The 21342-nt window shown below is 63.3% G+C and carries 19 protein-coding genes and 1 tRNA gene; 16 read left to right on the forward strand and 4 right to left on the reverse strand.

Annotation, left to right across the window (positions count from 1 at the left end):
* Positions 1–54 precede the first annotated feature (54 nt).
* The 6 genes from ABIB06_RS18445 (at position 55) to ABIB06_RS18470 (ending at position 3742) form a co-directional block, all read left to right on the forward strand.
* Positions 55–483 (forward strand): PaaI family thioesterase, encoded by a 429-nt coding sequence (locus ABIB06_RS18445; protein WP_247349374.1) that lies wholly within the window; start codon positions 55–57, stop codon positions 481–483.
* A gap of 158 nt (positions 484–641) precedes the next feature.
* Positions 642–1106 (forward strand): 50S ribosomal protein L13, encoded by a 465-nt coding sequence (gene rplM, locus ABIB06_RS18450; RefSeq protein WP_092028874.1) that lies wholly within the window; start codon positions 642–644, stop codon positions 1104–1106.
* A gap of 1 nt (position 1107) precedes the next feature.
* Positions 1108–1587, forward strand: coding sequence for a 30S ribosomal protein S9 (rpsI, locus tag ABIB06_RS18455; RefSeq protein ID WP_247443245.1), 480 nt, complete (start codon positions 1108–1110; stop codon positions 1585–1587).
* A gap of 229 nt (positions 1588–1816) precedes the next feature.
* Positions 1817–3049, forward strand: a complete 1233-nt coding sequence (locus tag ABIB06_RS18460; protein WP_354049634.1) for a GGDEF domain-containing protein — start codon at positions 1817–1819, stop codon at positions 3047–3049.
* A gap of 57 nt (positions 3050–3106) precedes the next feature.
* Positions 3107–3343 carry a hypothetical protein gene (locus ABIB06_RS18465; protein WP_354049633.1) on the forward strand — a complete coding sequence of 79 codons (237 nt, stop codon included), beginning with the start codon at positions 3107–3109 and terminating at the stop codon, positions 3341–3343.
* A gap of 102 nt (positions 3344–3445) precedes the next feature.
* Positions 3446–3742 carry an antibiotic biosynthesis monooxygenase family protein gene (locus ABIB06_RS18470; protein ID WP_354049632.1) on the forward strand — a complete coding sequence of 99 codons (297 nt, stop codon included), beginning with the start codon at positions 3446–3448 and terminating at the stop codon, positions 3740–3742.
* Positions 3743–3748: 6 nt separating this feature from the next.
* On the opposite strand, the gene ABIB06_RS18475 is transcribed toward ABIB06_RS18470, so the two are convergent.
* Positions 3749–4882, reverse strand: coding sequence for an AI-2E family transporter (locus ABIB06_RS18475; RefSeq protein ID WP_354049631.1), 1134 nt, complete (start codon positions 4880–4882; stop codon positions 3749–3751).
* 137 nt (positions 4883–5019) lie between these two features.
* On the opposite strand from ABIB06_RS18475, the gene ABIB06_RS18480 reads away from it, so the two are divergent.
* The 4 genes from ABIB06_RS18480 (at position 5020) to ABIB06_RS18495 (ending at position 8968) form a co-directional block, all read left to right on the forward strand.
* A complete protein-coding gene (locus tag ABIB06_RS18480; RefSeq protein WP_354049630.1) occupies positions 5020–5724 on the forward strand; it encodes a hypothetical protein in 705 nt (234 codons plus the stop codon).
* Between the two features lie 90 nt (positions 5725–5814).
* Positions 5815–6588, forward strand: a complete 774-nt coding sequence (locus ABIB06_RS18485; RefSeq protein ID WP_354049629.1) for a gamma-glutamyl-gamma-aminobutyrate hydrolase family protein — start codon at positions 5815–5817, stop codon at positions 6586–6588.
* A gap of 242 nt (positions 6589–6830) precedes the next feature.
* Complete coding sequence (locus ABIB06_RS18490) at positions 6831–8210, forward strand: NfeD family protein (protein WP_354049628.1); 1380 nt, start codon at positions 6831–6833, stop codon at positions 8208–8210.
* Entirely contained in the window at positions 8210–8968 is a 759-nt protein-coding gene (locus ABIB06_RS18495; RefSeq protein WP_456649665.1) for a slipin family protein, read from the forward strand. The genes ABIB06_RS18490 and ABIB06_RS18495 overlap by 1 nt, the downstream gene beginning before the upstream one ends.
* A 77-nt stretch (positions 8969–9045) precedes the next feature.
* On the opposite strand, the gene glnA is transcribed toward ABIB06_RS18495, so the two are convergent.
* Both glnA and ABIB06_RS18505 read right to left on the reverse strand, forming a co-directional pair.
* Positions 9046–10455 (reverse strand): type I glutamate--ammonia ligase, encoded by a 1410-nt coding sequence (gene glnA / locus ABIB06_RS18500; RefSeq protein WP_247349362.1) that lies wholly within the window; start codon positions 10453–10455, stop codon positions 9046–9048.
* A 150-nt stretch (positions 10456–10605) separates the two neighbouring features.
* A complete protein-coding gene (locus tag ABIB06_RS18505; RefSeq protein WP_007603495.1) occupies positions 10606–10944 on the reverse strand; it encodes a P-II family nitrogen regulator in 339 nt (112 codons plus the stop codon).
* A gap of 382 nt (positions 10945–11326) precedes the next feature.
* Between ABIB06_RS18505 and ABIB06_RS18510 the strand changes: the two genes are divergently transcribed.
* Positions 11327–12826: an NAD(P)H-hydrate dehydratase gene (locus ABIB06_RS18510; RefSeq protein WP_354049627.1), complete on the forward strand. Its 1500-nt coding sequence runs from the start codon at positions 11327–11329 to the stop codon at positions 12824–12826.
* A 4-nt stretch (positions 12827–12830) separates the two neighbouring features.
* Here the strand turns inward: ABIB06_RS18510 and ABIB06_RS18515 are convergent, their stop codons facing one another.
* A complete protein-coding gene (locus ABIB06_RS18515; protein ID WP_354049626.1) occupies positions 12831–14135 on the reverse strand; it encodes a multicopper oxidase family protein in 1305 nt (434 codons plus the stop codon).
* A 153-nt stretch (positions 14136–14288) separates the two neighbouring features.
* Here ABIB06_RS18515 and ABIB06_RS18520 point away from each other — a divergent pair.
* The 5 genes from ABIB06_RS18520 to lon all read left to right on the forward strand — a co-directional run bounded on the left by ABIB06_RS18520 (position 14289) and on the right by lon (position 21311).
* Positions 14289–14373 (forward strand) — tRNA-Leu (locus ABIB06_RS18520).
* 173 nt (positions 14374–14546) lie between these two features.
* Positions 14547–15908: a trigger factor gene (gene tig / locus ABIB06_RS18525; protein WP_354049625.1), complete on the forward strand. Its 1362-nt coding sequence runs from the start codon at positions 14547–14549 to the stop codon at positions 15906–15908.
* A gap of 305 nt (positions 15909–16213) precedes the next feature.
* Complete coding sequence (locus tag ABIB06_RS18530; RefSeq protein WP_247349357.1) at positions 16214–16846, forward strand: ATP-dependent Clp protease proteolytic subunit; 633 nt, start codon at positions 16214–16216, stop codon at positions 16844–16846.
* 444 nt (positions 16847–17290) lie between these two features.
* Positions 17291–18562, forward strand: a complete 1272-nt coding sequence (gene clpX / locus ABIB06_RS18535) for an ATP-dependent Clp protease ATP-binding subunit ClpX (RefSeq protein ID WP_045003136.1) — start codon at positions 17291–17293, stop codon at positions 18560–18562.
* A 325-nt stretch (positions 18563–18887) separates the two neighbouring features.
* Entirely contained in the window at positions 18888–21311 is a 2424-nt protein-coding gene (lon, locus tag ABIB06_RS18540) for an endopeptidase La (RefSeq protein WP_354049624.1), read from the forward strand.
* Positions 21312–21342: the final 31 nt, after the last annotated feature.

Below are 21342 nucleotides of genomic sequence, written 5' to 3' on the forward strand. Positions count from 1 at the left end.
ATGACGCAGATAACTTAATGTAACAGGGGACGTGAAGCGAGGGTGAGGGGTAGCATGGCGTTAGCGAAAATGAGCGTGGCGGAGCTCGAGCAGTTTCTCCGCAACGAGTTTCCCCAGGCCTTCAGCGGCGACGACATCACGATCGAGAGCGCCGACGGCCAGGCCTGCCTTTTGCGTCAGCGCTACAGCGAAAGGATGCTGCGGCCGGGTGGAACCGTGTCCGGCCCGACGCTGATGGCACTCGCCGATTTCGCGATGTACGTGGTGCTGCTGTCGGCGATCGGGCCGATCGGGCTCGCCGTGACCACCAATCTCAACATCAACTTCCTGCGCAAGGGCCAGCCCGGGCAGGACGTGCTGGCGGAGGCGCGGCTCCTCAAGCTCGGCAAGCGGCTGGCGGTCGGCGAGGTGAACCTGTTGTCCGGCACTTCGCCCGATCCGATTGCCCATGTCACCTCGACCTATTCCATTCCAAATGCTTGAGCTTTTCGCGGGTATCTCGATACCATATTTTTAACCCATTGATATTGAACATTTAAATTGCGCCTTTGGGCATTGACCATGGCGCCTCTGTTCTCTAGAAAACCGCTCAGTCCGGTGCGGTGTTCGCGCCGATGCTCCCCGTTCACGGAAACTTTGACATGAAAACCTTTTCGGCAAAGCCGGCTGAGGTGACGAAGAAGTGGGTATTGATCGACGCCAAGGGTCTGGTCGTCGGCCGTCTCGCCACCATCGTCGCCATGCGCCTGCGCGGCAAGCACCTTCCGACCTACACCCCGCACGTTGATTGCGGCGATAACATCATCATCATCAACGCGCAGCATGCGGTCCTCACCGGTCGCAAGCGCGAGCAGAAGACCTACTACAAGCACACCGGCTATGTCGGCCACATCAAGGAGCGCACCGCGCGCCAGATCCTCGAGGGCAAGCATCCCGAGCGCGTGCTCGAGAAGGCCGTCGAGCGCATGATCCCCCGTGGTCCGCTCGGTCGCGTCCAGATGGGCAACCTCCGCGTCTATGGCGGCGCCGATCATCCGCACGAGGCGCAGACGCCCGAGAAGATCGACATCGCCAAGTTGAACCGCAAGAACACGAGGGCCGCATAACATGGCCGAATCCATCCAGTCGCTCGACCAGCTCTCGCAGCTCAAGACGGCGGCCTCGCCCGACGCGCCCAAGCACGAGAAGAAGGTCGACAAGTTCAACCGCGCCTATGCCACCGGCAAGCGCAAGGACGCGGTCGCCCGCGTCTGGATCAAGCCGGGCGCCGGCAAGGTCACGGTCAACGCGCGCGAGGTCGAGGTCTATTTCGCCCGTCCCGTGCTGCGCATGATGATCGAGCAGCCCTTCTCCGTGGCCGCGCGTTCCGGCCAGTACGACGTGATCTGCACGGTCGCCGGCGGCGGTCTGTCCGGCCAGGCCGGTGCGGTGCGTCATGGTATCTCCAAGGCGCTGACCTATTTCGAGCCGGAGCTGCGCACCGTGCTCAAGAAGGGCGGCTTCCTCACCCGCGACTCCCGCGTGGTCGAGCGCAAGAAGTACGGCAAGGCCAAGGCCCGCCGGTCCTTCCAGTTCTCGAAGCGTTAATCGCTTCGGTCACATTCGCCGCGAAAGCGGCTTCAATGAGATGCAAAAGGGCGCTGATTTCAGCGCCCTTTTTGCTGTTCGTTTGTATGCAAATTGATGGCGTGTTTCCTGAAAAGTTGGGTCTGGATAAAAACCTGAATGGAAGGCGCGAGACATAGCGTCGCATCTGGAAGGGCGCGCAAATCGGCTGAGCCGATCGCGTAACTGCTATGTCTAGAAGGGGGCCGACATGACGTCGCTCGATAGCATCACGCTCTATTTGGTCGCCACCATGATTGCCGCACTGCTCGGCGCCATGATGGTGTTTTTCGGCAGGCAGGAGAACAGCCCTGCGTTGAAATGGTGGGGCACGGCGTATCTCCTCGGCGCCGCATCGGTCGCGCTGTGGACTGCGGCCGGCGAAAAGCTCGGCCCGCATCTTTACCTCGCGCTGAACGCGGTCGGCTTCGTCGCCTGCGGCATGGTCTGGAATGCGGCGCGCGTCTTCCACGGCCGCAAGCCGAACTGGCCGGGTCTCCTGGTCGGCGCGCTCGCCTGGGCCGCTGCCGCTACGCTGCTCGATCCCACGGCGTCCATGCTGCGCATGATCGCGGGCGCCGGCATCGTCTCGGTCTATGCGGCGCTGACCGCGAGCGAGCTCTGGGTCGAGCGGCGCAAGAGCCTGCAACGGCGCTGGCCGGCGTTCGTGGTCCCGGTGATGCACGGCTGCGCCTTGATGCTGCCGATCCTGCTCGGCAGTTTCCTGCGACCGAACGATGCCGGCTTCTCCGGCAGCATCTGGGTCACCGTGTTCGCGGTCGAGCTCGTGCTTTATGCCGTCGGCACCGTATTCGTGATCTTCATGCTGGTGTCCGAGCGCACGGTCACCGCGCACCGGACTGCCGCGTCCACGGACCCACTGACCGGCATGCTCAACCGCCGCGGCTTCTCGGAAGCCTGCGGCCGCGTGATCGAGCGCGAGGCCAAGGCTGGCCGCCCGGTGACGGTGATGATCTTCGACATCGATCATTTCAAGTCGATCAACGACCGCTTCGGCCATCCCGCCGGCGACGAGATGCTGAAACTGTTCTCGACCGTCGTCGTCAGCAATCTGCGCATCACCGACATGTCGGGCCGGATCGGCGGCGAGGAGTTCGCTGCCCTCTTGCCCTGTTCGCTGGAGGAGGGCGTGCTGGTCGCCGAGCGCGTGCGCGAGGCGTTCGAAACCTCCGGCGTCATGGTCGATGAAGGCCCGGTCGACACCACAGTCAGCATCGGCGTCGCCGGCGGTCCGGCCGGCACCGAGCTCGAGGTCCTGCTGGCCTCGGCCGACACTGCGCTCTACCAGGCCAAGCGCGGCGGCCGTAACCGCGTCGAGGCGGCGGAGGAGCTGCCACTGTCGCTGGAGAACTGGCGCCGCCAGAGCGCCGCGCGGATCGGCGTACCCAAGACACAGTCTAAGGCGCAGCCGGCGACAGCCTAGGCAAGGGAGGCCTTGTGGTAAGCTCCTGTTTACCATTCGATCCCTAACATTGCGGTCATGGAATCGATCCGTCGACAGAACCCGCAGACTGCCCTGATGTCGCTGGAAGCCGCCGCGGCCTCGGCACGCGGCGGTTTCGCTTGCCTGTTCTCTACCGCGGATGAATACGAGAGCGCGCTGATCAGCGAGCGCCGCGCCCAGGGGCGCTATGCGCAAGGCCGCAACTACTGGCCGCTCGCGCTGTTCGTCGGTTGTGCGCTCATGGTGGCGGGCACTGTTCTGCTGCTCGCCTGAGTGATCTGCATTTTTGGACCGGGCAGGGCGCCGTTTCGACGCCTTTTTCTTTGTCGCCGGCTGCGCTAGACACGGCCATCGAACAAAAATGGGTGGAAACAGATGATCACCGAGATCGCGCAAATCGACGTCAAGCCGGGCAGCGAGAAGGACTTTGAGGCCGCCGTCGCCAAGGCCAAGGCCGCTTTCGGCCGCTCCAAGGGTTTTTATGGTTTCGAGCTGCACAAGTCTATCGAGAAGCCGCAGCGTTACCGGCTGATGGTGAAATGGGAGACGCTGGAAAGCCACACCGTCGACTTCCGCGGCTCGGAGAATTTCACCGAATGGCGCGGCCTCGTCGGCCAGTATTTTGCGTCGCCCCCGGAGGTCGAGCACACCGCGACCGTGCTCACAACCTGATGCCGGTCAGGCCGCCTCCGCCAAAGGCGGCGCCTCATACGCTTTGAAATGGTCGATCATGACCTTGGCGATGGCGACCAGTGGCAACGCCAGCGCCAGGCCCCAGATTCCGAACACGACGCCGAGCAGGATCTGGAACGCGAATAGCGTGGCCGGCGGGATGTCCAGTGCCTGGCGCTGAAGGATCGGCGTCAGGAAATAGCTCTCCATGGCGTGCACGCCCAGGAAGAGGATGAAGGCCGACAGCGCCGGGATCCAGCCCGAGGCGAGGCTCGCCAGCACCACGACGACGCCGGCAATGATGGCGCCGACGGTCGGGATGAAGGCGAGCAGGCCCGCCTGGATTCCCAGGATGAACGAGCCGGGAATGCCGATGACGGCAAGCCCGATCCAGGTCACGACCCCGACCGCAAGCATCACGACGATCTGCGCGATCAGCCAGCGCTCCAGCGTCTCGCCGATGCGGTCGATGATCAATGCCACGCGAGTGCGATGCTTCGCCGGTGCAAGAAATAACAAGCCGTCGTGATAGACGCTGGGCTGGGCGGCGAAGGCGAGCCCAAGAAACAGCACGATGAAGATGTTGCCGACGGCACTGATCGTGCCGAGCAGCAGCTTGAAGGTCTGGCTGACGATCGCCCCGCCGCTCGAGGCGAGCGCGCCGGCACCGCTCGGCAATCCATGCGGGGCGGAACTGGGGGCGGGCGTCGAGCCGGCGTCGGTGGGGGCGGCGGGTCCGGCATTGCCGAGATCGAACACGCTGGTGTCGATGCCGTGGTTGTCGAGGAAGGACTTTACGTTCGTGATCTGCGACTTGATGGTCTTGCTCAGCACCGAAGCCTGATCGGCGATGGTAGCGCCGCCGAGATAGCCGACACCCGCGAGCATTACGGCCAGCGCGGTGCAGACGATCGCGAGCCGGACCGCATGGGGCAGGTGAACGCGCCGCCCAAGCGCGTTGGTCAGCGCGTTGAGGCCAACGCCGAGCAGCATGCCGGTGAAGATCAGGAGCAGGGTGGTGGCAAAATACCAGCTGAACACCAGCATTGCCGCGAACAGCACGATGCCGATGCCCCCGACCGAGATCGACCAGGCCAGATCGTTGCGGGTCCGGGGCCGTTCATCTCTGGGAATGGTCACATCGGGTCCTTTTCGAGAGCGGCGGGCGGGGCACTCTTTCGGCAAACGCGCTTCCGATCAAGACCGGGCAACGCGCTGGTTTGACGCTGCCGCGCGAACGGCGCAGAGCGATGAGGAATGAACAGGTGGGGGGACGCTTGAGTTTCATCAGCAAATGGGCCGGTCTGCTTGGGCTTTTGGCCGTGCTCGTGGTCGGCGATCAGATCCGGATCAACCGGCCCGGCCACAAATTTCGCCTCACGGTCGAGGTGATGACGCCTGACGGGATCAAGACCGCATCCGGCATTCTGGCCGTCGTGCCCGACCGCAATTATAACCGCGGCGGCCACACTACGATGCGCGGGGAGGCGGTCTTCGTCGACCTCGGTCGGGGCAAGAACCTGGTGGCATTGCTGGCGCATCGGCAGGGCGGCAAGCTCGACCTCGATGACATCAACTACGTCGCGCTCCGCGCCTATGGCGCCGCGCGCGGCAACCGCGTCTCGTTTAGCGATATCAACCGGCAGACCGGCACCGTTCCGGTGCAGGGCGACCTCATTCCCGTGCTCGTGAGCTTTGGCGATCCCATGGAGCCAGATTCCGCGCGCTTTGTCGCCGCCGACCATGCGGAGGCGGTGCTGGGCGACGGCTACTCGATCCGCGGCCTCACCGCCGAGGTGGTGCCCAACGGATTCTGGCCGATGGATTTCGGGGGCGTGCTCGGGGAGCCCGTGACGCGCGGAATCGAGGCAAAACTGCCCTGGCTGGCTGCACAGGGCGAGGCGGCGGCCACCGCAGGGAAGGCCGCCGGCCTGCCCGTCGGCGGCGAGATTGAGGCCCGGGAGGCATTTGCGCGGAAATAGCATTGCCGTCCCGCGAAGCCTTCTGTTGAATTTGTTCCACCCCAAGGGCATGTTTGGAGAATCTTCTTACTGGAGAGGTCGGAACGGGAGATGAGAAAGCCGGTCGTCGGCGTGATCGGGAACGCCCATCGCGTCGAAAATCGATTTCAGGTCCAGATGGTCGGCGAACGCAATTTGCGTGCGGTGGCCGAGGTTTCCGGCGGCTTGCCGGTGATGTTTGCGGGAGCACCCGACATCACCGATCTCGGCGCACTGCTCGATGTGGTCGACGGGATCGTGCTCACCGGCGCCCGGGCTAACGTCCATCCGACCCGCTTCAATGTCGATCCGTGTGAACGGCACGAGCCCTACGACATTCACCGTGATGAGGTGGCGCTGGCGCTGTCCATCGCCTGTGTGTCCCGCGGCATCCCGCTGTTCGGCATTTGCCGGGGCCTGCAGGAGATGAACGTCGCCTTCGGCGGCTCGCTGCACCCCGAGATCCGCGAAATCCCGGGCCGCATGAACCACCGCATGCCGAGGCTCGAAAACGGCGAGATCCATCCCGATCCGACCGTCGTGTTCGCCGACCGTCACGACGTCGATCTGACGCCCGGAGGCGCGTTCGCAACGCTGCTCGGCTGCGAGAAGATCAGGGTCAATTCGCTGCACGGCCAGGGCATCCTCGATCCCGGCAAACGCGTGCTGATCGAGGGTATCGCCGAGGACGGCACCATCGAGGCCATTCGCATCGCGGAAGCCCCGACCTTTGCGCTCGGGGTGCAATGGCACGCCGAATACGACCCGCAGTGCAATCCGATCAACCGAAAACTGTTCGAGGCGTTTGGCGAAGCCATGGTCGAACGCCAGCGCGCGGCGGCGTAGTTGAACGCGGTGTCGGAAGCTCTAACGCGAGCGCATTCCGCCCCATCGTTGCGAGCGCAGCGACGCAAATCCTGACAATTTGCATCTCAAGTCGAAGCGCGTCGCTGAGCTCCACATGCCTGCCAAGGATTGCCGCAGTTCGATCCCGTCCATTGCATCGCACAATCGCAACCGCGGACGACAAGCCACCACATTGAGGTTTGGGAGAGGAACACCATATCTTTGGCAAGGGAGCCCTTGCCGTGCAGACCATGAAGGCGGCCCTCGTTGCGACAATCGGCATCGTCGCTTGTCTTTTTTATCTCCTTCCCGGCTCAGCGGAGGAGAATCGTCCTCTTGCAATCACTGTCACGATCGGGGGAGCCATTGGCCCAGCATCGGCAAGCTATCTGAAAGAGGCGTTGACCAAGGCAGGCGAACGACGCGCCGAGATCGTGATTCTTCGAATGAACACCCCCGGCGGTCTCAACTCCAGCATGCGCGAGATCATCGCGGATGTGCTCGCCTCGTCCGTTCCTGTGATCGGCTACGTCGCGCCGGCAGGCGCCCATGCGGCGAGCGCCGGGACATATATCCTGTATGCGACCCATATCGCAGCGATGGCGCCAGGCACCAATATCGGTGCCGCGACGCCGGTGCAGATTGGCGGACCGCTTCCAGGCCTGCCGAGTGGCACGCCCGAGAAGGACGGCAAGGACAAGAAGGACGAACCGAAAGACGCGATGACGGCGAAGGTGACGAACGATGCCGTCGCCTTTATCCGCAGCCTCGCCGAACTGCGCGGCCGTAATGCCGATTGGGCCGAGAAGGCGGTCCGTGAGGCCGCCACCCTGTCCGCCAACGGCGCGTTGCAGGCGCACGCCATCGACCTTGTCGCGCGCGATCCGGCCGACCTGCTCAGGCAAATCGATGGTCGCGACGTCGAGGTTGCGGGCGGCAAGACGCAACGCCTGGCAACGCAGAACGCCGTCATCGAAGCCGTCGATCCCGGGTGGATCTCCCGATTCCTGGCGGTCATCACCGATCCCAACGTCTCGTTCATTCTCCTGATGGTCGGCATCTACGGCCTGATCTTCGAGTTCATGTCCCCCGGTGCAGTCGCTCCGGGAGTGGTCGGGTCGATCTGCCTGCTGCTCGGTCTCTACGCTCTCAATTTGCTGCCGATCAATTATGCCGGCCTCGGCTTGATGCTGGTCGGGATCGCGCTCCTTGCCATCGAGGCGTTCAATCCGACCGTCGTGATCGGCCTTGGAGGCGTCGTCGCCTTCGTGCTGGGTGCCATCATGCTGGTCAGGGTCGAAGCGCCGGGCTACCGGCTGTCGTGGTCGGTCATCGCCATCGTCGCGGCGGCGTTCACAGGTTTCGTTCTGACCGTGCTCGGCGCGCTTCGGCGCGCCCGCCGCGGTCCGCCGCGGGTCGGCGCGCAAGCCATGCGAGGCCTGACTGCCGAGGTCCTCGACTGGACCGAGAACGAGGGGCACGTCTTTACGCATGGCGAACGCTGGCAAGCGCGCGGCGCCGACATCTTCAAGCCTGGCGAGAGGGTCGAGGTCGCCAATATCGTCGACCTGACGCTGGTGGTCCGGCGTCCGGGCGCTGTGAGCGAGGGAGGTCAACTCTGATGTTTGAATATTCGATTTACGCAGTGCTTGCGCTGATCGTCATCATGTTTCTCACCCAGGCCGTTCGCATCCTCAGGGAATACGAACGCGGCGTTATCTTCACGCTTGGCCGCTTCACCGGGGTGAAGGGGCCGGGCCTCATCATCCTCATTCCGATCGTGCAGCAGCTGGTCAAGGTCGACCTCAGGGTGATGGTGCAGGTCGTGCCGCCCCAAGATGTGATTTCGCGCGACAACGTCTCGGTCAAGGTCAATGCCGTTCTCTATTTCCGCATCGTCGACCCCGAGCGCGCCATCATCAAGGTCGGCGATTACATGGCCGCGACCAGTCAGCTCGCTCAGACCACGTTGCGTTCGGTGCTGGGCAAGCACGAGCTCGACGAGATGCTGGCCGAACGCGACAGGTTGAACGCCGACATCCAGGAGATCCTCGACAAGCAGACCGACGTTTGGGGCATCAAGGTTACCGGAATCGAGATCAAGGACGTCGATCTCAACGAAACCATGGTGCGCGCGATCGCCAAGCAGGCAGAGGCGGAACGGTTGCGGCGCGCCAAGGTGATCAATGCGATGGGCGAGCAGCAGGCCGCCGAAAAGCTGGTCGAGGCCGGCCGGATTCTCGCGCAGGAGCCGCAGGCGATGCAGCTGCGTTACTTCGCGGCTCTGCACGACATCGCGGGCGAGCGGTCGTCGACCGTCGTGTTTCCACTGCCAATCGGCCTGCTCGATCATTTGATGCCGCGGCGCGAGAACCCGTAGCTGGAAGGTCCTACGCTCTCAAACGAAAAGGCGCCCTCGCGGGGCGCCTTTTGCTAGTCGCATAGGGTTCGAGCCCGTTAGCCCGAATAGTACATCTCGAACTCGACCGGATGCGGGGTCATTTCGAAGCGGACGACCTCGGTCATCTTCAGCTCGATATAGGCGTCGATGAAGTCGTCGTCGAACACGCCGCCGGCCTTGAGGAACGCGCGGTCCTTGTCGAGGTTTTCGAGCGCCTCGCGCAAGCTGCCGCACACCGTCGGGATCTGCTTGAGCTCTTCCTTGGGCAGATCGTAGAGGTCCTTGTCCATCGCCGGACCCGGATCGATCTTGTTCTTGATGCCGTCGAGGCCGGCCATCAGCATCGCGGCGAAGCCGAGATAGGGATTGGCGAGCGGATCGGGGAAACGCACCTCGACGCGCTTGGCCTTCGGGTTCGCCGTGTAGGGGATGCGGCAGGAGGCCGAGCGGTTGCGCGCGGAATAGGCGAGCAGCACGGGGGCCTCATAGCCCGGGACCAGACGCTTGTAGGAGTTGGTCGACGGGTTGGTGAAGGCGTTGATCGCCTTGGCATGCTTGATGATGCCGCCGATGTAGTGGAGGCAGGTCTCCGACAGGTCGGCGTATTTGTTGCCGGCGAACACCGGCTTGCCGTCCTTCCAGATCGACTGGTGCACGTGCATGCCCGAGCCGTTGTCGCCGAAGACCGGCTTCGGCATGAAGGTGGCGGTCTTGCCGTAGATGTGCGCGACCTGGTGGATGCAGTATTTGTAGATCTGCATGTGGTCGGCCATCAGCGTCAGCGTGTCGAACTTCATGCCGAGCTCGTGCTGGGCGGAAGCGACCTCGTGGTGATGCTTTTCGACCTTCACGCCCATCTTGGCCATGGCGCCCAGCATCTCCGAGCGCATGTCCTGCACGGAATCCTGCGGCGGCACCGGGAAGTAGCCGCCCTTGGTGCGGACGCGGTGGCCGAGATTGCCGCCTTCATATTCAGTGTCGGAATTGGTCGGCAGTTCCGAGGAGTCGAGACGGAAGCCGGTGTTGTAGGGGTTGGCGGAGAAGCGCACGTCGTCGAACACGAAGAACTCGGCTTCAGGCCCGACGAACACGGTGTCGCCCACGCCCATCGACTTCACCATGGCTTCCGCCTTCTTGGCGATGCCGCGGGGGTCGCGGTTGTAGGGCTCGCCGGTGGTCGGCTCGAGCACGTCGCAGGTAATGACCATCGTGGTCTCGGCGAAGAACGGATCGATCGTCGCGGTCACCGGATCGGGCATCAGGCACATGTCGGACTCGTTGATCGCCTTCCAGCCGGCGATCGAGGAGCCGTCGAACATCGTTCCTTCGGCGAAAATTTCTTCATCGATCATGCTGATGTCGAACGTGACGTGCTGCCACTTGCCGCGCGGATCGGTGAAGCGCAGGTCGACGTATTTGACGTCGTTGTCCTTGATCGATTTCAGGACGTCTTTGGCGGTCTTCATGCATACCCCTTTTGGCTCTGCGGGTCGGTTTCCAAACTTCAAGCGACCGTGTTCACGCTTCTTGAGGCGCGCGAGGCACAAACAAAACGAGGCCGCCGAAGCAGCCTATTTCTTGTCAGAGTGTCGCCAAAATGCGGGATAGCACCCGGCTCAGATAGCGTCCAGCCCGGATTCGCCGGTTCGGATGCGGATCGCCTCTTCGATGTTGGAGACGAAGATCTTGCCGTCGCCGATGCGCCCGGTTTGCGCGGCGCGGCGGATCGCGTCAATGGCGCGTTCAACCAGATCGTCGCCGATGACGATCTCGATTTTCACCTTGGGCAGGAAGTCGACGATATATTCTGCGCCGCGGTAAAGCTCGGCGTGGCCCTTCTGGCGGCCAAAGCCCTTGGCCTCCGTGACGGTGATGCCCTGAAGGCCAACTTCCTGAAGCGCTTCCTTCACCTCGTCGAGCTTGAATGGCTTGATGATGGCTTCGATTTTCTTCACTGCGCGCCTCCCGGCCTGTCGATCAAATAGCAACGTCTTCGTCAGGATGCGCTTTTCTTAACGCACGATCTTGTCTTCGCTATGCCGGAATAACCTGACCAGTCCGGCAACAACGGCCGGCCACAGCATGATAAATGCCAGTGAGCACGACGAACCGAAGCGGCTTCCGCGAAAGCAGGGTCTATGCCAAGTTGCAAATGCCCTGATTATTGGAGCGTTATCAGCCTTTTAACGTGCAGCCCTGATAGGTGGCGCCGACCGGCACAAAATACCGAAGACTACGAAATAGGCAAACGGTTCAATATCTGTGCAGATCGTTGTTCCGTCGGATGAGCCGGCACGAAACGTGCCTGTTGAAAAGGCGTTTGGACGGGGAAGTGGCATGGAAGTTCTAACCAACGCCGAAATGCAGCGCGCCGATCAGCTCAGTATTGCGGCAGGCACCCCTGGTTTCAAGCTGATGCTCAGCGCGGGCCAGGCGGTGACGGAGGCCGCCAATGCGCTGGTGGAGGAGGGGCCGATCCTGATCGTCGCCGGCCCGGGCAACAATGGCGGCGACGGTTTTGTCGCAGCTGCCGAGCTCGCCGCCCAGGGCCGCGAGGTCTCGGTGATCCTGATGTGCGAGCGCGACCAGCTTCAGGGCGATGCGGCCTCCGCCGCGCGCGGCTGGAAGCATCCGGTGCTCCCGTTCAATCCGCAGGCGATCGGCAGGCCCGCGTTGATCATCGATGCGCTGTTCGGCGCAGGCCTCAGCCGCCCGGTCGACGGCGAGGCACGCGCGATGATCGAGGCGATCAACGCCAATGGCGCGCCGGTGCTCGCGGTCGATTTGCCGAGCGGCATCAACGGCACCAGCGCCGCGGTGCTGGGTGTGGCGGTGAATGCCACCGAGACCGTTACCTTCTTTCGCAAGAAGCCGGCGCATCTGCTGCTGCCGGGGCGGATGCATTGCGGCCACGTGCGCATCGCCGACATCGGCATCGACGCGCAGGTGCTGGACGAGATCGCGCCGCAGATCTTCGAGAACGATCCGGATTTCTGGGGCGCGGCCTTTCCGGTGCCGCGCATCGACGGCCACAAATACGCGCGTGGTCACGTGCTCGCGGTCTCCGGCGATATGGCTGCGACCGGCGCGGCGCGGCTCGCCGCGCGCGGGGCGCTGCGCGCCGGCGCGGGCCTGGTGACCTTGGCCACGCCGCGTGATGCGCTCGCGATCAATGCGGCTGCGCTCACCGCGGTGATGGTTCGTCCCATCGACACCGCGATCGAGTTCGGCGAACTCCTCGGCGACAAGCGTTACAACACCTGCATGATCGGCCCCGGCGCGGGCATCGGCGATCGCACCTGCGATTTCGTCCACACGGCGCTTAACGCACAGCGGCATCTCGTGCTCGACGCGGATGCGCTGACCAGCTTTGCCGCGAATCCCGAGCGGCTGTTTGAATCGATCAAGTCCTCGCAGGACAAGGCGGTGGTGCTGACGCCGCACGAGGGCGAGTTTCCACGCCTGTTCTCCGACCTCAGCAACAAATATCCGGGCCGCTCGAAGATCGAGCGTGTGCGCGCCGCCGCCGAGCGCTCCGGCGCGGTCGTATTGCTGAAGGGCCCGGACACCACGATCGCCGCGCCCGACGGCCGCGCCACTATCGCCGCCAACGCGCCGCCCTCGCTCGCCACCGCCGGCGCCGGCGACGTGCTCGCCGGCATCATCGCCGGTCTCCTTGCGCAAGGCGTGCCGGCATTCGAAGCCGCCAGCATCGCGGTGTGGATGCATGGCGAGGCCGGGAGCGAGGCCGGGCCGGGGCTGATTGCGGAGGACCTGACCGAAACGCTGCCGGCCGTGCACCGGCGGATCTATAACGCGCTCGGCATAGAGTACTGAGCTCTCACTCCACCGCGTACCAGCGCACCAGCCGCGGCGCGGCCCAGCCGGTTGCGACGGATTCGATCAGCCATCGCCCGGGGGAGGCCGCAGCGAATGCGATGCGCTGGGTCTGGCCGGGTTCGATCGCGAGCGTGTCGAGCCAATAGGGCTTCCAGCCGTCGTCGAGCTTGTCGAGCAGGCGGAAATGGTGGCCGTGCAGGTGGAACACGGATGCGACCGGCCCGGGGTTCTTCAGCGCCAGCACCATGGTGCGGCCGGCCTTGGCGCGGAAGGCAGGAGCAGAGGACGTCGAGAAATTAGCAGGCCGTATCCACCCGGCGTCGGGTGCGCCGAGCGCGACATCGAACCGCAGGGCGCCTTTCAGATCGAGTCGGTCAGGCAGGTCATTTGACGGGAGCGGCTGTGGCGGCGCTAGTGGCACGCGCCGCTCCTGCTTGCCCGAGATCACGAGGCCGCCAACCTGGCGCGCCTCCTTGCCGTCGTGCAGCAGGAATGAGGCCGAGGCGGCCGCATCGACAAAGGCGTCGGCGCGTGCGCCCGGAGCCAGCACGAGAGCGCCGCTGCGTGCCGAAAACGGCTCGGCCGGCTGTCCGTCCAGGGCGATCACGTGGACCTCGTGGCTTTCCAATTTGATCGCCAGAACAGAACGTTGCGAGCCATTGATAAAGCGCAGCCGCAGCCGTTCATTGGCCGCGGCTGAGAGTTCGAATGAAGTCCGCCCGTTGATTGTATAGAGCGGGGTCGTGTCCTTGGGGTCCCGGCCCGGGGGGAGCGCGGTGCCATCCGGCCGCAGCCGCCATTCCTCGATCAAGAGGACCACGTCACGATCGACGGCGACCGGGTTGGTCTCGGCGGCGATGATCGGAAGCGGGCGCGCAGGCTGCTTCAGGCCGTCTTCGAAGAGACGGAAGTCGGCCAGCAGGGTTCCGGCGCTTGGTATTGAAATAATTGATGTTTCAGTCGCGTCCGGCGCAGTCGGCGCGCGACCGCGGAGCGGGTCGGCCGCGGCCGGGCCATTGAGGCCGTACCAGACTGGTGCAAGCGGCACAGGCAGCTCGTTGCGGAAGACCACCTCGCAGCGGTCGCCACGCTTGAGACGAACGTCCCCGAGGTGGCTTACGGCGGCCAGCTCCCAGATCGGTGTAGGCGGCTGACCCGGCCTCAGAGCCAGGGTTGTCGGCCTTGCCTGAAGGGCGAGCTGGGTGGTCACGAGTGGGCCTGCGCCGCCCACCATCAGCCCGGCCGCCGAGGCTCCAAAGCTGGCCAAAACCTCGCGCCTCGTCAGGGCAAAGATCCGCGTTTTCATGGGCCGATCCGGACCACGCCGCGGTGGATAAGTCCAGCCGCCGTGCCTACTTAAAGCGTGCCGCCAAGCGGCCATTTTTTTGCTGCGAACAGGCGGGCCCATGTTATAAGCCCGCCGCCCGCGGCATCGCGGCCGGTCTTGATGCAAATTTACGCGGGCGTGGCGGAACTGGTAGACGCGCTGGATTTAGGTTCCAGTGACGAAAGTTGTGGGGGTTCGAGTCCCTCCGCCCGCACCAAGCGCTTTCAGCGTTTGCACGGATTACGCGACCTGCTCCCGCGCGGATGTTTGTCCGCCTGAAGCCGGTCCGATGAACCACCGGCGTTGAGGCGTTTGCCTCGCGCCGGATCGATTAATGACAGCGTCCCGACGCATGCGCGCCGAGACCGAACGAGAAGAAGATTGGACGCCATGCAGGTCACAGAAACCCTCTCGGAAGGTTTGAAGCACGAGTTCAAGATCAGCGTTCCCGCGTCTGATCTCGACGCCAAGGCTGGTGCCAAGCTCGTCGACCTCAAGGACAAGGTCAAAATCAATGGCTTCCGTCCCGGCAAGGTGCCGGTCACGCACCTCAAGAAGGTCTATGGCCGCTCGGTGATGGCCGAGACCATCGACCAGACCATCCGCGACACCAACACGCAGCTGTTCTCCGAGCGCGGCTTCCGCCTTGCGACCGAGCCGAAGATCACCATGCCGACCGAGCAGGCCGAGGTCGAGGAGCTGCTCAACGGCAAGACCGATCTGACCTACACGGTTGCGATCGAGGTGGTGCCGTCGATTGCGCTCGCCGACTTCAAGTCCTTCGAGGTCGAGAAGCCCGTCGCCGAAGTCACCGACGCCGACGTCGACGAGGCGATCAAGCGCATCGCCGATTCGAATCGCGGCTATGCCGCGAAGGCCGAGGGCGCCAAGGCTGAATCGGGTGATCGCGTCACCATCGCCTTCAAGGGCACCATCAACGGCGAAGCCTTCGAGGGCGGCGCCGGCGAGGGCATCCAGGTCGTGATCGGCTCCAACACCTTCATCCCCGGCTTCGAGGAGCAGCTCACCGGCATCGCCGCCAACGAGACCCGCACGCTGAAGGTGGCGTTCCCCAAGAACTACATGAACGACAAGCTCGCCGGCCAGCCGGCCGAGTTCGAGACCACCGCGACGCTGATCGAGGCGCCGCAGGATCTCGCGATCGACGACGAGTTCGCCAAGACGCTCGGCCTCGAATCGCTGGACAAGCTGAAGGAAGCGGCGCGCGAGCGGCTGGTCGCCGAGTTCGCGACCGCGACGCGCCAGCGCGTCAAGCGCGCGCTGCTCGACCGCCTCGACGAGGCGCATCGCTTCGAGGCGCCGCCCTCGCTGGTCGACGAGGAGTTCAATCTGATGTGGAACTCGGTGAAGGCCGAGATGGACTCGGCCGGCAAGACCTTTGCCGACGAGGACACCACTGAAGACGCCGCCAAGGAAGAGTACCGCAAGATCGCCGATCGCCGCGTGCGGCTCGGCCTCGTGCTCTCCGAGATCGGCGAGAAGAACAAGATCAGCGTGACCGACGACGAGGTCGGCCGCGCCGTGATCGAGCGGGCGCGCTCGATGCCCGGCCGCGAGAAGGAAGTCTGGGACTATTACCGCAGCAACGCCCAAGCGTTGGCCCAGCTTCGTGCACCGATCTATGAGGACAAGGTCGTCGACTTCATCCTCGAGCTCGCCAAGGTGACCGAGAAGAAGGTCTCGCGCGACGACCTCTACAAGGACGACGAGGCGGAAAAGACCGCCGCCTGAAGGCTCCAGGAGGGCCCTCCATAGAGCCTTCCATTAAGGATGATCAGCGAAGAGGTCGAGCTAGCCAGGTGGCCGGCTGGGCCTCTTTGTACGAATCAGCTTCAAGTGCCTCACGGATTAAGCCTTAATTCGCTCCGCACTTGTCAGGCGCGAATTGGGCTATATCTGTCGGTACGCCTTCTGCTTCTACCAAGTTCTTCTACCAAGTTCCTGCATCACGGGACGTCCATCGGCCTTCCGGCCCATCCAGCCAAACTGGCAGCCAAGACTGGCGATGTCCGCCTCTTCAAAACCCTAGGTGACTCATGCGCGATCCGGTTGAAACCTACATGAACCTCGTGCCGATGGTGGTCGAGCAGACCAACCGTGGCGAGCGCGCCTACGACATTTTCTCGCGCCTTCTGAAAGAGCGCATCATCTTCCTGACCGGACCGGTCGAGGACGGCATGTCGACGCTGATCGTCGCGCAGTTGCTGTTCCTTGAGGCGGAAAATCCGAAGAAGGAAATCTCGATGTACATCAACTCGCCGGGCGGCGTGGTGACGTCGGGTCTCGCGATCTACGACACCATGCAGTTCATCCGCCCGCCGGTCTCGACGCTGTGCACGGGCCAGGCCGCCTCGATGGGCTCGCTGTTGCTTGCCGCCGGCGAAAAGGACATGCGCTTCTCGCTGCCGAACGCGCGCATCATGGTGCATCAGCCCTCCGGCGGCTTCCAGGGCCAGGCTACCGACATCATGCTGCACGCCCAGGAAATCCTGAACCTGAAGAAGCGGCTCAACGAGATCTACGTGAAGCACACCGGCCAGACCTACAAGGCGATCGAGGACGCGTTGGAACGCGACAAGTTCCTGACCGCGAGCGATGCCAAGGAGTTCGGTCTGGTCGACAGGGTCATCGACAAACGCGCCGAAGAGGCGTCGGCGAAGACTCCGTAGCACTACGGTCACGGCGATCCCTCCGGGGAATGCCGTGCATCCATCAGGGTGCGTTCACGTTAAAGACACGTGTGCGCGTCGCAAAAACGCAGTTTTGCGCCCTGCGACAGGCAGAAAGTTCCGCTTTCGTGCTTGTTTTTCGTGGCAATCCAGCAACGCCGGGGTGATTTCGATCACTTCGCCCGTGCCAAGACCGGAAATCACGGTATTGTCACGGGTAGCCGGCGACCCCCGATTAGCGAATTCTTGATAGTCGGGTGACAGCATGGTTGGCTACGAACGATCGGCTATGATCGCGGGAGAATTGAGACCGTGATTCGCACGGGATGTAACGCGTAGGGTCTTTTTTGGTACGGAATTTGCTCTATTTAAGCTTCATGCCGATCATCGTGTCGGAATGGAGCGATCGAGCGGAACGGGATCGAACCGCGGACGGAGACATGAATGAGTAAGGTCGGCACGAGCGACTCCAAGAATACGCTGTATTGCTCGTTCTGCGGCAAGAGCCAGCACGAAGTCCGTAAACTGATCGCGGGTCCCACGGTCTTCATTTGCGACGAGTGCGTTGAGCTCTGCATGGACATCATCCGCGAGGAGAACAAATCCTCGCTCGTGAAGTCGCGCGACGGCATTCCGACGCCGAAGGAAATCTGCAAGGTCCTGGACGACTACGTGATCGGCCAGAGCCATGCGAAGAAGGTCCTGTCGGTCGCGGTGCACAATCACTACAAGCGCCTCAACCACCAGACCAAGCACAACGACGTCGAGCTTGCGAAGTCGAACATTCTGCTGATCGGTCCGACCGGCTCGGGCAAGACGCTGCTCGCGCAGACGCTCGCCCGCATCCTGGACGTGCCGTTCACGATGGCGGACGCGACGACGCTGACCGAAGCCGGCTATGTCGGCGAGGACGTCGAGAACATCATCCTGAAGCTGCTCCAGTCCGCCGACTACAATGTCGAGCGCGCCCAGCGCGGCATCGTCTACATTGACGAAATCGACAAGATCAGCCGCAAGTCCGACAATCCCTCGATCACGCGCGACGTGTCAGGTGAGGGCGTGCAGCAGGCGCTGCTCAAGATCATGGAAGGCACGGTGGCTTCGGTCCCGCCGCAGGGCGGCCGCAAGCATCCGCAGCAGGAATTCCTGCAGGTGGACACCACCAACATCCTGTTCATCTGCGGTGGTGCGTTCTCCGGCCTTGAAAAGATCATCTCGGCACGTGGACGTTCGACCTCGATCGGCTTCGCCGCTCAGGTGCTCGCGCCGGAAGACCGCCGTACCGGCGAAATCTTCCGTCACGTCGAGCCGGAGGATCTCCTGAAGTACGGGCTGATCCCGGAATTCGTCGGCCGTCTGCCTGTCGTGGCGACGCTGGAGGATCTGGACGAGGCTTCGCTCAAGAAGATTCTGGTCGAGCCGAAGAACGCGCTGGTGAAACAGTACCAGCGGCTGTTCGAGATGGAGAACATCGAGCTGACCTTCGCCGACGAGGCGCTTGGCGCGGTGGCCCGCAGGGCGATCGAGCGCAAGACCGGTGCGCGCGGACTGCGTTCGATCCTCGAGGCGATCCTGCTCGAGACCATGTTCGACCTGCCGGGCCTCGAAGGTGTGGAAGAAGTCGTGATTTCGCGCGAAGTCGTGGAAGGAACGGCGCGTCCGCTCTACATCTACGCCGATCGGTCCGATCGCGCCGTCGAGAACGCCAGCGCCTGATTTGCGGCGCTGGAACGCTCCAATCGTCTCATCAATTGAGGGCTGCGGAAAGTATCTCCGCAGCCGGTGTTGTGTCACTTATTTGCGTGCGTAAGCGCCTGATGGCGCGCGTCTTTCAATGACTTGACACCCCCCGGGTCGATAGCCACCTAATGTCGGCGGCGAGCGAGAATTCTCTTCAAGATTCGCCTCAGTTCCGATTCGGCAGGCCGGTCCAACTTGAGAAAAGGACCGACCGGTTTTGCGGATCACCTCGGCACCTTGTGGCGGTTGCGCATGAGCATGGCGGGCTGCGTGCAAGGGGGCAAAGCAAAAGGAAAAGGCCATGACTAATCCAAAACCCAGGCCAACCATCGTTCATGGCGAAACACACGCCTATCCCGTGCTGCCCCTGCGCGACATCGTCGTCTTCCCGCACATGATCGTTCCGCTCTTCGTCGGCCGCGAGAAGTCGATCCGCGCGCTCGAAGAGGTGATGAAGAACGACGCGCTGATCATGCTCGCGACCCAGAAGAACGCGTCCGACGATGATCCGGCCCCCGATTCCATTTACGAGACCGGTACGCTTGCCAGCGTGCTGCAGCTCTTGAAGCTTCCCGACGGCACCGTGAAGGTGCTGGTCGAAGGGCTCGAGCGTGCGCGTGTGCAGAAATACACCGATCGCGCCGACTATTACGAAGCGACCGCGATTGCGCTCGCCGACACCGATGCGAAGTCGGTCGAGGCGGAGGCCATGGCGCGCTCGGTCGTGTCCGACTTCGAGAGCTACGTGAAGCTCAACAAGAAGATCTCGGCCGAGGTCGTCGGCGTCGTGCAGGCGATCACCGACTTCGCCAAGCTCGCCGATACCGTCGCCTCGCATCTCGCCGTCAAGATCGCGGATCGCCAGGGCATCCTGGAGACGCTTTCGGTCACGCAGCGCCTGGAGAAGGTGCTGGGCCTGATGGAGAGCGAGATCTCGGTGCTGCAGGTCGAGAAGCGCATCCGCTCGCGCGTCAAGCGCCAGATGGAGAAGACCCAGCGCGAGTATTATCTCAACGAGCAGATGAAGGCGATCCAGAAGGAACTCGGCGACGACGAAGGTCGTGACGAGCTCGCCGATCTCGAAGAGAAGATCTCCAAGACCAAGCTCTCCAAGGAAGCGCGCGAGAAGGCACAGCATGAGCTGAAGAAGCTGCGCCAGATGTCGCCGATGTCCGCGGAAGCGACCGTCGTGCGCAACTATCTGGATTGGCTGCTGTCGATCCCGTGGAACAAGAAGTCCAAGGTGAAGAAGGATCTGGAAGCCGCGCAGGCGGTTCTGGATGCCGACCACTACGGGCTCGAGAAGGTCAAGGATCGCATCGTCGAGTATCTCGCGGTGCAGACGCGCGCCAACAAGCTGACCGGACCGATCCTGTGCCTCGTCGGACCTCCCGGCGTCGGCAAGACTTCGCTCGGCAAGTCGATCGCGAAGGCGACCGGACGCGAGTTCGTGCGCGTCTCGCTCGGCGGCGTGCGCGACGAGGCCGAGATCCGTGGTCACCGCCGGACCTACATAGGCTCAATGCCCGGCAAGATCATCCAGTCCATGCGCAAGGCGAAGTCGTCCAATCCGCTGTTCCTGCTGGACGAGATCGACAAGATGGGCGCCGATTTCCGCGGCGATCCGTCCTCGGCTTTGCTCGAGGTACTCGACCCCGAGCAGAACGCGACCTTCAACGACCACTACCTCGAGGTCGACTACGATCTGTCCAACGTGATGTTCATCACGACCGCGAATACGCTCAATATTCCGGGACCGCTGATGGACCGCATGGAGATCATCCGGATCGCGGGCTACACCGAGAACGAGAAGGTCGAGATCGCGCGCAAGCATCTGATCCCGACAGCGGTGTCCAAGCATGGCCTGGACTCCAAGGAGTTCTCGATCGACGACAACGCGCTGCTGCTGCTGATCCGCCGCTACACCCGCGAAGCGGGCGTACGTAATCTGGAGCGTGAGCTCTCCACACTCGCCCGCAAGGCGGTGAAGGAGCTGATGATCTCCAAGAAGAAGTCGGTCAAGGTCACCGAGAAGACTCTCGAAGAGCTTCTGGGCGTGCCGAAGTACCGCTACGGCGAGATCGAGAGCGAGCCGCAGGTCGGTATCGTCACCGGCCTTGCCTGGACCGATGTCGGCGGCGAGCTTCTGACCATCGAAGGCGTCATGATGCCCGGCAAGGGCAAGATGACGGTCACCGGCAATCTGCGCGATGTGATGAAGGAATCGATCTCGGCGGCGGCGTCCTACGTGCGCTCGCGCGCGATCGTCTACGGCATCGAGCCGCCGCTATTCGACCGGCGCGACATCCACGTGCACGTGCCGGAAGGTGCGACGCCGAAGGACGGTCCGTCGGCCGGTGTGGCGATGGCCACCGCGATCATCTCGGTCATGACCGGCATTCCGGTCCGCCATGATGTCGCGATGACCGGTGAGATCACGCTGCGCGGCCGCGTGCTGCCAATCGGCGGCCTCAAGGAGAAGCTGCTGGCCGCTGCCCGCGGTGGCATCAAGACGGTGCTGATCCCCGAGGACAACGCCAAGGATCTCACGGAGATTTCCGATGCGATCAAGGGCGGCATGGAGATCATCCCGGTCTCGCGCCTCGACGACGTCGTCGCCAAGGCCCTGGTGAAGAAGCCGGTGCCGATCGTCTGGGAAGAGGACACCAAGGTGACGGTGAAGCCGGACGGCGACGAAGCCGCCGGCGGCCTGACCGCTCACTGAGATCGCAGCTCGGAAAGATGATAAAACGGCG

This window comes from Bradyrhizobium sp. LB8.2 (genome assembly GCF_040548035.1).
Classification (GTDB): Bacteria; Pseudomonadota; Alphaproteobacteria; order Rhizobiales; family Xanthobacteraceae; genus Bradyrhizobium.